This window comes from Mesorhizobium sp. M7A.F.Ca.CA.004.06.1.1, assembly GCF_003999135.1.
GTDB lineage: Bacteria > Pseudomonadota > Alphaproteobacteria > Rhizobiales > Rhizobiaceae > Mesorhizobium.
Genome location: NZ_RZPQ01000092.1, coordinates 1 through 12,738, shown reverse-complemented (window position 1 = coordinate 12,738; position 12,738 = coordinate 1). Strand labels below are relative to the sequence as shown.

Sequence of the window (12,738 nt, the reverse complement as noted above, 5' to 3'; positions counted from 1 at the left end):
CCCGATGCCCGCGACCTCTGCTCGAACCGCTTTCGAAGCAGGCGCGCGACATCGTGCAGCACGAAGCTGATGTTGGGTGACGATGGCATGGAAGGTACTGAGGTTCTAAGGCGCAACTTTTAGTGAGCATGCTTATTATCATCATGCACATAATCCCGCTGGACGCGGTGCGCAAGACGGACTAAGCCCGCCTGGAAAAAATGACGCATGTGCTGCGACACCATAAAAAGGCTCAGGTAGCAGGCTGTTGCCGGGCAAGGATGGGACGATGAATTGGCTGAAGATCGTGACCGTGGCGGCCATCGCGGGATGGCCTGGCATTGCGCTCGCAAAGGACGCCGTCAGCTGCGGCGGCGCCGCCATGCTGGGTGGCGCGCAATTGAACTGCAGCCACGTCGAACCCCAGGCGCCGCCTCAGTTTTGCACCTATAGCTGGGCTCTCCACATGCCGGCCGGAGACCAGAAAATCGTCGAAGGCAGCTTCATGCTGCCGCCCGGCGCGGCGAACGTCACCGTCTATCAGGGCAGCGGTTTCGACAGCGCAATGTCCGATCCGATCGTGATCTGCCGCGGCGGCAAATGAGCAAGGCCGTCAAGGAAAGCTCGCTCGTCGCCCGATTGGTGCTATAGGGCGGATCACGCTATTTTGAACGGGCGCATCGAGTTTCGGATGTGCCTGGCTGCCATTTCTCTGACGGATTTCGACATGGACGGACCCAACCCAGACATCAAGCACCCGATCCCGATGCATACCCGCGTCGGCTTCCTCAAGGGACTGGTGAATGCGCCGAACATCGAGATCGGCGACTTCACCTATTATGACGACCCCGACGGGCCGGATAAATTCGCCGAGAAATGCGTGCTGCACCACTATCCCTTCATCGGCGACAAGCTGATCATCGGTCGGTTCTGCGCCATCGCCGAGGGCGCGCGCTTCATCATGAACGGCGCCAACCATGCTATGTCCGGCTTTTCGACCTATCCGTTCAATATCTTTGGCCATGGCTGGGAAAAGGGTTTTGACCCGGCGACGTGGTCGAAGGAAGTGCGCGGCGACACCATTGTCGGCAGCGACGTCTGGATCGGCATGGAGGCGGTGATCTTGCCCGGGGTGGAAATCGGCCACGGCGCCATCATCGCCGCGAAATCGGTGGTGACGCACGACGTGCCGCCCTATGCGATCGTCGCCGGCAATGCGGCCAAGGTGGTGAAGATGCGTTTCGACGACCGGACAATCAGGCGGCTGCTGGCGGTGGCGTGGTGGGACTGGCCGGTGGACAAGGTCAGTCGCAACCTCGATGCTATCCGGGGCGCCGATATTTCTCTTCTGGAGGCAGCAGCTTGAACGCTCTGAACAGCAGCATAATCGGCACCGAACTGTTTACGCGGGGGTGGATCTTCATCCGCGGCGTGCCGGCCATGAAATTCCTGCCGCCGGAAGGGCCGCCGGAAATCGCCTTTGCCGGCCGCTCGAATGTCGGCAAGTCGTCGCTGATCAACGCGCTGGTCAACCAGAAGGGGCTGGCGCGCACCTCCAACACGCCGGGGCGCACGCAGGAGCTCAACTATTTCGTGCCGGACGGATTTTCGGGTGAGGGCGCCGACCTGCCGCCCTTGGCGCTGGTCGACATGCCCGGCTATGGCTATGCCACCGCGCCGAAGGAGAAGGTCGACGAGTGGACCAAGCTGGTCTTCGACTATCTCAAGGGCCGCGTCACGCTGAAGCGCGTCTATGTGCTGATCGACGCCCGCCACGGCATCAAGGCCAAGGACGACGAAGTGCTGTCGCTGCTCGACAAGGCGGCGGTGTCCTACCAGATCGTGCTGACCAAGACCGACAAGATCAAGACTGCCGGCGTGCCGAGGCTGATCGAGGAGACGCTGGCAAAGATCAAGAAGCGGCCGGCGGCGTTCCCGTTCGTACTGGCCACCTCTTCTGAAAAGGCCGAGGGCCTCCAGGAATTGCAGGCGGCCATCGTGCTTGCCGCCAATGGCGGCTAAGCATCCACAGCTTAGAGCATGGCCTACGGCTTGGCCTCGATAGCAATCGTCTGGTGGCCTTCTTCCGCCACAAGCCTTTCGGTGCCGTATGCCTTGAGGAACATGCTGACGCCTGACCTGACGATGCGGTCGATCTCGTCCTGGGTCGGGGCTTTGGTGCGGTAGGCGAAGATGCACTGGCGGAACAGACCGGCCAGGCACAGTTCGGTGAACTGATAGGCGGCAAGATCGACATCGTCGATGCGCAGCAGGTCGCGCTCGATGGCAGCATTGAGAAAGGCCGCGACCTTGTCGTGGCCACGCTTGGGACCGCGCTCGTAAAACCGCGCGCCCATGTCGGGTATCCGGTCGGATGCACCGATCACCGTGCGCTGCGCCTGGATCACCTTGGCCGACGTGATCTTGAGGGCCAGCACCTTGCCGAACTTCACCAGCGTCTCGCGCAGGTTGTCGGCATTGTCCAGCACGTCATACATGTTCTTGAAGATGGTGCCGCGCTCTTCCTCGATCAGCGCTTCGAACAGCTCTTCTTTGTTGGCGAAATAGACGTAGATCGTACCCTTGGAGACACCGGCCTCGCGGGTGATGTCGTTCATCGAGGCGGCTTCGAAGCCCTTGTCGATGAAGACACGACGGGCGCCGTCGATGATCTGGCTGCGCTTGACCGGATCCTGCCCCGCGGCCGGGCGGCCACGACGCAAGCTTTCCAACAGGTCGTCGCACGACTCGTTTTCGACATTGGGCGGGGTCTCGGCCATGAAAGTCACACCTCGAAAATAATTCGAACCAAGCGGTTCGATTGCCCTTGATATGGTCCTGTTTACGCGCTATGTCAACGGCCGGATCGAACCGAACGGTTCAGTATTATATTATAACTTTAGAGAGATGTCATGTCCTCGAACGCGCCGACCACTGCCGAAGTCCGTCCCTTTCCCAACGCCAAGGTTGCGCCGGCGACGGAAGCTCCGGAAGTGCCTGTCCAGCCGGTCTCGTCGCCACCGGCAGAGGCTCCGGCCAAGAAGAAGCGTTCGGTGCGTTCCTTCCTGCTGCCGGTCATCGGCGTCGCCTTGCTGGGCGCCGGCGCCTGGTATGGTTACGATTACTGGACCACGGGCCGCTTCATGATCTCGACGGACGATGCCTATGTCCAGGCGGACATGGCGTTCATCTCGCCCAAGATTTCCGGCTATGTCGATCAGGTCAAGGTCAGCGAGAACCAGCAGGTCAAGGCCGGCGATCCGCTGCTCGTCGTCGATGACGGCGATTACAAGATTGCCGTCGCCCAGGCCGAGGCGCAGATCGCCACCTTGAGCAAGACGCTCGACCGTATCGACGCCCAGACTGAAGCAGCGCGCGCCTCGCTGCAGCAGGCGCAGGCGCAGAAGGTCGCCGATCAGGCCGCGGCCGACAATGCGGCCAAGGTCGCGGCGCGCGCCTCGCAGCTGCTCAAGACCCATGTCGGCACGCAGGCGCAGCTGGACGACGCCCAGACGGCGGTCCAGCAGGCCGATGCCGCCCTTGTCGGCGCCGACGCGACGATCGCCGCCGCGCAGGCCAATATCGGCGTGCTGCAGGCGCAACGCGCGGAATCGGCGAGCACGCTGGCGTCCCTGCAGCTCAGCCATGACAAGGCGCTGCGCGATCTTTCCTTCACCGTGCTCAAGGCGCCTTATGACGGCATCGTCGGCAACCGCTCGGTCGAACAGGGCGACCTTGTCAGCCCCGGCCAGAAGCTCGCCGTCATCGTGCCGATGGACAAGCTCTACATCGTCGCCAACTTCAAGGAGACGCAGCTTGCCCGGCTGGTGCCCGGAGAGAAGGTGAAGATCTCGGTCGATGCGACCGACGGCCAGGACTTCGAGGGAACCGTCTCGTCGCTGGCGCCGGCTTCGGGTGCCGTGTTCTCGCTGCTGCCGCCCGAAAACGCCACCGGCAACTTCACCAAGGTCGTGCAGCGCGTTCCGGTCCGCATCGATGTGCCCGCAGATGTCCTGAAGAGCGGCAAACTGCGCGCCGGCCTGAGCGTCATCGTCGACGTCGACAGCCGCACCGCCCCATCCGGGTCGGGCCCAGTGGCCGCGAACTGAGCGGCGACGGGAGCAATGCCATGGCAACCGCAACCCTGACAGCAGGAGCGCCGCCGGCGAGGCCGGCTGTGCCTGACACCATTTCGACGCGGCGCGTCATCGCCTTCCTGGCGATGGTGTTCGGCATGTTCATGGCCATCCTCGATATCCAGATCGTCTCCGCCTCGCTGTCGGAAATCCAGGCCGGCCTGAGCGCCAGCTCCGACGAAATCCCGTGGGTGCAGACCGCCTATCTGATCGCCGAAGTGGTGATGATCCCGCTGTCGGGCTTCCTCAGCCGGATGCTGTCGACGCGGGTGCTGTTCACGATCTCGGCGGCGGGCTTCACCGCGGCCAGTGCGCTGGCGGCGACTGCCACCAACATCGACCAGATGATTGTCTACCGCGCCGTCCAGGGCTTCATCGGCGGCGGCATGATACCGAGCGTCTTCGCCGCTGCCTTCACCATCTTCCCGCCCTCGCGCCGCGCCTTCGTCTCGCCGATGATCGGCCTGGTGGCGACGTTGGCGCCGACCATCGGCCCGACTGTCGGCGGCTATATCAGCCATGCCATGTCCTGGCACTGGCTGTTCCTGGTCAATGTCGTGCCCGGCATCCTGGTGACAGCGGCGGCCTGGACGCTGATCGACTTCGACAAGCCCAACCTCAAGCTGTTCAGCAAGTTCGACTGGTGGGGCCTCGCCGGCATGGCGGCTTTCCTGGGCTGCATGGAATATGTGCTCGAGGAAGGCCCCAACAATGACTGGCTGCAGGACCAGGGCGTCTTCATCTGCGCCATTGTCATGACCATCGGCGCGGTGCTGTTCTTCTGGCGGGTGTTCACCGCCGAGGAGCCGATCGTCGACCTGAAGGCCTTCACCAACATCAACTTCGCCTTCGGCTCGCTGTTTTCCTTCGTCATCGGCATCGGCCTTTACGGCCTGACCTATCTCTACCCGGTGTATCTCGGGCGCATCCGTGGCTACGATTCGATGATGATCGGCGAGGCGCTGTTCGTCAGCGGCCTGGCCATGTTCTTCACCGCGCCGATCTCGGGCATCCTGTCGAACAAGATGGACCCGCGGCTGATGATGATGATCGGCTTCTTCGGCTTCGCCACCGGCACCTGGTGGATGACGCATCTGACCGCCGACTGGGATTTCAACGAGCTGCTCATCCCGCAGATCCTGCGCGGCTGTTCGATGATGCTGTGCATGGTGCCGATCAACAACATCGCGCTCGGCACCTTGCCGCCCGAGCGGCTGAAGAATGCGTCCGGCCTGTTCAATCTCACCCGCAACCTTGGCGGTGCGGTTGGCCTCGCGCTGATCAACACCGTGCTGATCGACCGCAATGCCTTCCACTACGCAAGGCTCTCCGAGCATGTGCAATGGGGCAGTGAAGCCGCGCAGACCAAGCTGCAGAACATGACGCTCAATTTCGAGCAAACCCCCGGCCTGGATGCGACAAGTGCTGCCATCTCCAAGCTGTCGGGCATGGTCCAGCAGCAGGCGGCGCTGCTGTCATTCATGGATGTGTTCTTCATGCTGACGGTGCTGTTTGCGACGCTTGGCCTGTTCACCATGTTGATCCGCAAGCCGGCCGCGGCGGCGGGTGGAGGTGGTGGCGGCGGCCACTGATACCGGAGCAATTCCAGGAAAAGTGTAAGGCGGTTTTCCGTCAGGAATTGCGACAAGACAGAGATACGTGGGCAGCTGTTTCGGGAAGCTCCTCCAGTCCACGCCCGAAAAAGCTCTGACCGCGCAAAAAACTCCGGGCCGCAAGCCCGGAGTTTTTCATATCCAGTTGGAATTTGTCAGGCTGTGGCGGGCTTGAAGGTCAGCGCGACGCCGTTGATGCAGTGGCGCAGGCCGGTCGGCGCCGGACCGTCGTCGAAGACGTGGCCGAGATGGCCGCCGCAGCGGCGGCAATGCGCCTCGGTGCGCGTCATGCCGAGCGAGCGGTCCACGGTCGTGCCGATAGCCTTGGGGATCTCTTGCCAGAAGCTCGGCCAGCCGGTGCCGGAATCGAATTTCGTCTCCGACGAATAGACCGGCAGGTCGCAGCCGGCACAGGCGAAGATGCCCTTACGGTGTTCGTTGAGCAGCGGGCTGGTGCCGGGATACTCCGTGCCTTCCTTGCGCAGCACGTCGAAGGCGGCCGGCGACAGGATGGCTTTCCACTCGGCGTCGGTCTTGGTGACTTCGAATTTTTCGGCGGCCTGTGCTGCCTGCGGATCGCCCATGCGCAGCATCGTTGCTGCGGCCCCGACGACGCCGATGGCGGCGGCACCGCTCAAAAGAAAGTCGCGACGGTTCATGACCGGTTCCTCCTGATGTCCTTTTGCCAAACTATACCGCCGCGCGGAAATCAAAAGCCGGTGACGGTAGCCCCCTCGAACGAACACTCCGCGCCCTCCCACATCCGAATATGGGCGGCGCGGAGTGCGCGGGTCAATTGCGGATCACGGTAGCGGGATCGTGCAATCGACGGAGGGCCCTTGCTGCCAGTTCGCCGGCAGCAATCCCCTTGTTACATCTTCGGCAAAAGAACCTTGTCGATGACGTGGATGACGCCATTGGACTGTTCGACATCGGCGATCGTCACATTGGCGACATTGCCGCTCTCGTCGGTGACGGTGACCTTGCCGCCGTCGGCCTTGAGCGACAGCTCGCAGCCGCCGACCGTCTTGACCTTGTGGGCGCCGCCGTCAGCCTTGGCCATCGCGGCGACATCCGCCCCCATCGCCTTGGCGCCGATGACATGGCAGGTCAGGATCTTGGTGAGCTTGTCCTTGTTTTCAGGTTTGAGCAGCGTCTCGACCGTCCCGGCCGGAAGGGCCGCGAAGGCCTCGTTGGTCGGAGCGAACACGGTGAACGGACCGGCGCCCTGCAGTGTCTCGACAAGGCCGGCGGCCTTCACGGCGGCGACCAGCGTGGTGTGGTCCTTCGAGTTCACGGCGTTCTCGACGATGTTTTTGTTAGCATACATCGCGGCGCCGCCAACCATCGGGTTTTCGGCATAGGCAGCGGTGGCAAGGGCCGAAACGGCGATCGTACCGGCGAGCAAAAGGGTGGCGTATCTACGCATGATGTCAAACTCCTCGGGTTTTTCTCTTCCCATTTTTGGGGACGCGAGGAGATACGGAACAGAAGTGCGGGAGTTTCAGAAATATTCTTATTTTTTATTTTATCCGGGATGCCGAAGAGATTTTGCCACGCAACCGCTTGCCGGCTACCATGCTGTCTACGGGCGTGGAAGGTGGGAGATACACTTCAGGTACTCTATTTTGAGTCTGGCGACGCCAAGAGCCGGTCAGATGCTCTTCAGGTCGCCGGCGGCGACCACCGGTCCGGTCGGCTGTCCGGTCGGCGAACCGCCTGACGGCTCGAGGCTGACGGCAAGCACCGCGCCCTGGGCAAGCTTCTGCTGGGCCGCCGGCGAGACGACGATATGTGCCGTAGCACCGGTCGGAATGACGCCCATCGAGACCGGCGGGTTCTTGCCCTCGATCATCCACAGCTCGAAGTCCTTGCCGGAAGCACGCTCACCGGAGACATGCGACAGGCCGACTTCGTGATGCGCGGCGTCGTAGACGGCAAGATATCTGACGTCGCTGCCTTCGGCGGCCAGCGAAGCGACGAGGCGCGCCTGCGGCTCCTCGACCGGCGGGTTGAGGACTGGCACGGCAATGTAAATCGCCAGTGCCGCAACCGCAGCCGCGGCAAGGCCGCGCCAGAAAGCGAGGCTGGACCACAGGCCGCCGCGCGATTCGGCGGGCGTGGTCACGGCGGCAGCGTTCGCGAACAGCCGGCGGTCGACCGCGGTCTTCACCGAAACCGGCGGCTCGATTTCCGGGTAGGCGGCGGCCAGCGGTGAGAGACGGACCTCCCATCCCTCGACAAGACGAGCAAAAACCGTATCCGCATCGATGCGGCGGGCGACGATCTGGCGTTCGTCGGCATCGAGCACGCCGAGAACGTATTCGGCGGCGAGCAGGTCGTCGCCTCCACGTTCCGGTCCTGTGTCTTCTGCCAGCGTCATCTTTCCAGACATTCTCTGAGTTTCAACAGGCTGCGGCGCAGCCATGTACGCATCGTGTTCAGCGGCACGCCATGGCGCTCCGCCAGTTCGGCATAGCTCTCGCCCTTGAGATAGGCGCCCCGGACGGCGGCTGCCCGGTCCTTCTCCAACTCATCGAGACAATGGTGGATACGTTCGGATTCGTCTCCCGCCACCGCCATCGCTTCAGGCCCCGGCGCCGGATCGGCCACGTCGAGCGCGGCATCGATGTCGGCGGCAGGCCTGCGCCGCGCTCGTATGCGATCGATCGCATGATTACGCGCAATTGCCACCAGCCAGGAGATCGGGCTTAGATCGGAGACGGCAAAACGATCCGCCTTCGTCCATATCTTGACGAAGACTTCCTGTAGCGCTTCTTCCGCATCTCCCCGGTCGTTCAATACACGAAGACAGACGCCAAAAAGTTTCGCGCTGGTCTGCCGGTAAAGCAGATCGAACGCGGCCCGATCCTTCATCGAAGTCCGGACGATCAGCTTGGTGATGTCCTGCGGCGTCATCCGCGGCAAGTTAGGCGATTGCAATGTATTTGCAACGGCGGAAATAACCTTGTGCACGCCTAAGCTTTTGTGTGTCGCCAGCCGGGTCCGTCGACCGATTGCCAATGGAATCGCCACTGGCTAGCTTGCCCTCAGTGATGGGGGGAGCGCGCATGTCGGTCGAACGGATCCTTTGGGAAGAAGATGCCGCGGGCCTCGCCGATCTGGTCCGCAAGGGCGAGGTTTCGGCCGTCGAGCTGACCGACGCCGCGATTGCCCGCGCCGAGGCCACCCGTCCCGACATCAATGCCACGGCCGAACCGCTCTACGATGCCGCGCGGGCCCGCGCCAAGACCGTCGACCCTTCGCTGCCGCTGGCCGGTGTTCCCTTCGCCATCAAGGATCTCGGCATCGCCATCAGGGGCGTGCCGACGCATGGCGGCAGCCGCATTCCGGCATGGCTGGCCGATGTCAATTCGGTGCTGACCGACCGCTACATCGCTGCCGGACTTATCCCGATCGTCACCTCGACATCGCCGGAGCACGGGCTTCGATTGATGACCGAATCCAGGGCCTTCGGCATCACCCGCAATCCGTGGAACACCGGTCACACCAGCGGCGGCTCGTCGGGTGGTGCGGCTGCACTGGTCGCAGCCGGCGTAGTGCCGGTGGCACATGCCTCCGATGGCGGCGGCTCGATCCGCGTGCCTGCCGCCTGCACCGGGCTTGTCGGCCTGAAGACGTCGCGCGGCCGCACACCGCTGACGCCGCTGGTGAGCGAAAGCTGGTACGGCATGGTCGTCGACCATGCGCTCACCCGTTCGGTGCGTGATTGCGCGCTGCTGCTCGACCTCACCCATGGGTCCGATCCTCTGTCGCCCTATGCCGCGCCGCCGCCGAAAGGCACGTTCGCGGCCGCCGCGGCGCGCGACCCCGGCAAGCTCAGCCTGGCCGTGTACCGCAAATCCCCGCTTGGCCTGCCGATCTCGGACGAGACGCTCAAGGCGCTCGACAAGGCGGTGGCGCTTGCCCGCGAGGGCGGCCACACGGTCGAGGAGATCGACCTGCCCTTTATCGGCCGCGATTTCTTCGCCGATTTCTGCAGGACGGTTGCCTCCGCCGTCGCCGGCACGATGCGGGCCGAAGCGCTGCGCGTCGGCCGTTCCGTTACCGGTGACATCGAGCGGGCGACGCGGGTGCTCGCCCGCTTCGGCGAAATGGTGTCGGCCGGCGAGACCTATGCCGACCTGCAGCGGCTGCATGCCGCCTCGCGGCAGCTGATTTCGGAGACCGTGCAGTACGACGCCGTGCTGATGCCGGTCATTGCCCACCCGCCGCTCGCCTGCGGCGCCATGGATCCCAAAGGCGCCGACGAGCTCATCGAGAACCTGCTCGACAAGCTTCACCTGACACCCTTGCTGAAGCTGAAGCCGTTCTTCGGCCAATTGATGGACAAGAGCCTCTGGTTCACCCATTGGCCGGCGATCCAGAATGTCAGCGGCCAGCCGTCGATCGCGCTGCCGGTCCATGTCACTGACGCCGGCCTGCCGCTCGGCGTCCAGGCGGCCGGCCGTCCGGGCGACGAAGAGACGCTTTTGTCGCTCGCCGCGCAGATGGAGAAGATCTCGGGTTGGCTGGACCGCAGGGCGCCGCTGATGGTGCCGACACGATGACGAGGTCGTGAAGCGCTTGAATATGACAGCAAAGCCATTTGCGGGCGGCGCCAATTCCCGCTAAGACGCCGCCGTCCTTACCTGATGCATGTCGCCCAAAAGTGTCCAGGGGTTTTGGGACAACGACGTGCTTAAAATAAAAAGCCGGGAACCAAACCGATGACGGAAATAACCGCCACCGCCGAAATGCAGGCAGCCCTGTTGTCGCGGGCGCTGCCCTACATGCAGCGCTACGAACACAAGACGGTCGTGGTGAAATATGGCGGCCATGCCATGGGCGATATCGAACTCGGCAAGGCCTTCGCGCGCGACATCGCGCTGCTCAAGCAGTCCGGCGTCAACCCGATCGTCGTCCATGGCGGCGGCCCGCAGATCGGCGCCATGCTGGCCAAGATGGGCATCGAATCCAAGTTCGAGGGCGGCCTGCGCGTCACCGACCAGAAGACGGTCGAGATCGTCGAAATGGTGCTGGCCGGTTCGATCAACAAGGAGATCGTCGCGCTGATCAACGCCGAGGGCGAATGGGCGATCGGTCTCTGCGGCAAGGACGGCAACATGGTTTTCGCCGAAAAGGCTCGCAAGACCATGATCGATCCGGACTCCAACATCGAGCGCGTGCTCGATCTCGGCTTCGTCGGCGAGCCGGTCGAGGTCGACCGCACCTTGCTCGATCTTCTGGCACGCTCCGAAATGATCCCGGTGCTGGCGCCGGTGGCGCCAGGGCGCGACGGCCACACCTACAACATCAATGCCGACACCTTCGCCGGCGCCATTGCCGGCGCCTGCCAGGCGACGCGCCTGCTGTTCCTCACCGACGTGCCTGGTGTGCTCGACAAGAACAAGAAGCTGATCGACGAACTGACCGTGGCCGAGGCCAAGGCGCTGATCAAGGACGGCACGGTCTCGGGCGGCATGATCCCCAAGGTCGAGACCTGCATCGAAGCGATCGAACGCGGTGTCGAAGGCGTCGTCATCCTCAACGGCAAGACGCCGCATGCGGTGCTGTTGGAACTGTTCACCGAACATGGCGCCGGCACGCTGATCGTGCCCTGAGGGGCTCGTCAGCCGGCTAACTTTTTCGCCTCGGAATCTTCAATATTGCCGATGGTGGGAATGGCGAGCTTTCTGGCCGGCCGTGAAACCGTCATCGATTCCTCCTCGGCGTCCTGCGGCGCGCCCCAGAATTCAGCCAGCGTCGGGCCGTCTTTCACCCTGACGTCGCGGACCAGAAAACCCCAGACCTCGCGGAACCAGACGCGGCGGCCCATCTGTGTGTACCAGCGCATCGAATGCCGCTGCTCGGGATCCTTGTGTAACAGGATGCGGGCCAGCGCCTTCGGCCGTGATTGCACCGCCAGCTCGATCAGCTTGACGCTGAAGAACAGCATCCAGGGTTTCAGCCGCGTCATCTGCAGCACCTGGTGCTTGTAATCCCACAAGCGCGCATCCTGCTGGATCACCTTGCGATCCCGCGCGATGCGGAAGAACGGCGTCCAGCGATGCGGCGTCACATAGAGCGCCTGGATCTGGTCGGGGTCATAGGCGATGAGCTGGCGAAAGCCGCGCCACAGATCGCGGAACCCTTCGTCCTCGAAGCCGGCCACCCAGGTCGCCATCGACAGGATGCCGTTGAGGCGCAGCAGCCTTATCGCCTCGCGGTCGGATGATGTGCTGCCGCCCTTGCGGATCAATTGAAGCGTCTGCTCGTCGGTGTTTTCCATGCCGAGCAGCCAGCGGATGACGCCGGCCTTGCGGTAGAGATGCAGGGTGTCGGCATCGCGCACTATGTCGTCGGCACGGGTCGAACCGACGATCAGCACCGGCACGTTCTCGGCGATAAGGGCGTCGAGGAAGGCACGCCAGGCCTTCTTCGAGACCGTCGGATTCTCGTCGGCGAGATTGATCAGCTCGACGCCGTGCTCGCGGTGCAGCCAGGCGATCTCCCTGGCGAATTTCACCGGATCGCGATGCCGCCAGCGGGTCCAGAAGCCGCGCTGGCCGCAATAATTGCACAGATGCGGACAGCCGCGCGAAAACTGCATGACCACGGCCCGCTTGCCGCCCCAGTAACTGTACCGCGAGTGCTCAATCAGCTCCCAACCGACGCGGTAGGCGTCGAGGTCGGCAATGGTCATGGCCGCCTGTGTGGCGAAGGGGCGGCTGAGATCGTCGCGATAGGCGATGCCGGCCACGCTCGCCGGCGGCTGGTGCATTTCCAGCGCCTCGACCAGCGCCACGACGGTCGCCTCGCCCTCGCCGCGCACGATGAAGTCGAAAGCATCGGTAGCGGCCAGGATGTCGCGCCAATGATAGGTCGGGAAAACGCCGCCATAGACGATGATGGTCGCCGGCTCCCGCTGCTTGATCTGCTCAGCGATCAGCAAGGCGGTCGGGTGCGCCGAGGTCGAGCCGGAATGGCCGATCAGGACGAAGTCGGGG

At 63.4% G+C, this 12,738-nt stretch carries 13 protein-coding genes; 7 read left to right on the top strand and 6 right to left on the bottom strand.

Annotated elements, in window-relative coordinates:
• The first annotated feature begins 268 nt into the window (after positions 1 to 268).
• From EN906_RS08570 to yihA, 3 genes are all read left to right on the top strand, one after another.
• Positions 269 to 583 (top strand): hypothetical protein, encoded by a 315-nt coding sequence (locus tag EN906_RS08570; RefSeq protein WP_127267228.1) that lies wholly within the window; start codon positions 269 to 271, stop codon positions 581 to 583.
• 123 nt (positions 584 to 706) lie between these two features.
• On the top strand, positions 707 to 1,345 hold the full coding sequence (locus tag EN906_RS08565; protein ID WP_164748689.1) for a CatB-related O-acetyltransferase: 639 nt from the start codon (positions 707 to 709) through the stop codon (positions 1,343 to 1,345).
• The gene (yihA, locus tag EN906_RS08560) at positions 1,342 to 2,001 is read left to right on the top strand and encodes a ribosome biogenesis GTP-binding protein YihA/YsxC (RefSeq protein WP_024502094.1); all 660 of its coding nucleotides are present in this window, start codon (positions 1,342 to 1,344) and stop codon (positions 1,999 to 2,001) included. The genes EN906_RS08565 and yihA overlap by 4 nt, the downstream gene beginning before the upstream one ends.
• Positions 2,002 to 2,024: 23 nt before the next feature.
• Here the strand turns inward: yihA and EN906_RS08555 are convergent, their stop codons facing one another.
• Positions 2,025 to 2,759 carry a TetR/AcrR family transcriptional regulator gene (locus tag EN906_RS08555; protein ID WP_027040117.1) on the bottom strand — a complete coding sequence of 245 codons (735 nt, stop codon included), beginning with the start codon at positions 2,757 to 2,759 and terminating at the stop codon, positions 2,025 to 2,027.
• Between the two features lie 132 nt (positions 2,760 to 2,891).
• On the opposite strand from EN906_RS08555, the gene EN906_RS08550 reads away from it, so the two are divergent.
• Positions 2,892 to 4,088, top strand: a complete 1,197-nt coding sequence (locus tag EN906_RS08550; protein ID WP_127267222.1) for an HlyD family secretion protein — start codon at positions 2,892 to 2,894, stop codon at positions 4,086 to 4,088.
• Positions 4,089 to 4,108: 20 nt separating this feature from the next.
• Positions 4,109 to 5,707 (top strand): DHA2 family efflux MFS transporter permease subunit, encoded by a 1,599-nt coding sequence (locus EN906_RS08545; protein ID WP_127267221.1) that lies wholly within the window; start codon positions 4,109 to 4,111, stop codon positions 5,705 to 5,707.
• A gap of 176 nt (positions 5,708 to 5,883) precedes the next feature.
• On the opposite strand, the gene msrB is transcribed toward EN906_RS08545, so the two are convergent.
• The 4 genes from msrB to EN906_RS08525 all read right to left on the bottom strand — a co-directional run bounded on the left by msrB (position 5,884) and on the right by EN906_RS08525 (position 8,647).
• Entirely contained in the window at positions 5,884 to 6,387 is a 504-nt protein-coding gene (msrB, locus tag EN906_RS08540; protein ID WP_127267220.1) for a peptide-methionine (R)-S-oxide reductase MsrB, read from the bottom strand.
• Between the two features lie 212 nt (positions 6,388 to 6,599).
• Positions 6,600 to 7,157, bottom strand: coding sequence for a fasciclin domain-containing protein (locus EN906_RS08535; protein WP_127267219.1), 558 nt, complete (start codon positions 7,155 to 7,157; stop codon positions 6,600 to 6,602).
• Positions 7,158 to 7,382: 225 nt separating this feature from the next.
• Positions 7,383 to 8,111: an anti-sigma factor gene (locus tag EN906_RS08530; RefSeq protein ID WP_127267218.1), complete on the bottom strand. Its 729-nt coding sequence runs from the start codon at positions 8,109 to 8,111 to the stop codon at positions 7,383 to 7,385.
• Positions 8,108 to 8,647, bottom strand: coding sequence for a sigma-70 family RNA polymerase sigma factor (locus EN906_RS08525; RefSeq protein ID WP_127267227.1), 540 nt, complete (start codon positions 8,645 to 8,647; stop codon positions 8,108 to 8,110). The genes EN906_RS08530 and EN906_RS08525 overlap by 4 nt, the downstream gene beginning before the upstream one ends.
• Positions 8,648 to 8,799: 152 nt before the next feature.
• On the opposite strand from EN906_RS08525, the gene EN906_RS08520 reads away from it, so the two are divergent.
• Positions 8,800 to 10,299 (top strand): amidase, encoded by a 1,500-nt coding sequence (locus EN906_RS08520; protein WP_127272326.1) that lies wholly within the window; start codon positions 8,800 to 8,802, stop codon positions 10,297 to 10,299.
• A 159-nt stretch (positions 10,300 to 10,458) separates the two neighbouring features.
• The gene (gene argB / locus EN906_RS08515) at positions 10,459 to 11,352 is read left to right on the top strand and encodes an acetylglutamate kinase (protein WP_013528489.1); all 894 of its coding nucleotides are present in this window, start codon (positions 10,459 to 10,461) and stop codon (positions 11,350 to 11,352) included.
• 8 nt (positions 11,353 to 11,360) lie between these two features.
• On the opposite strand, the gene EN906_RS08510 is transcribed toward argB, so the two are convergent.
• On the bottom strand, positions 11,361 to 12,738 hold a 1,378-nt coding region (locus tag EN906_RS08510; RefSeq protein WP_127375135.1), incomplete at its 5' end, for a radical SAM protein.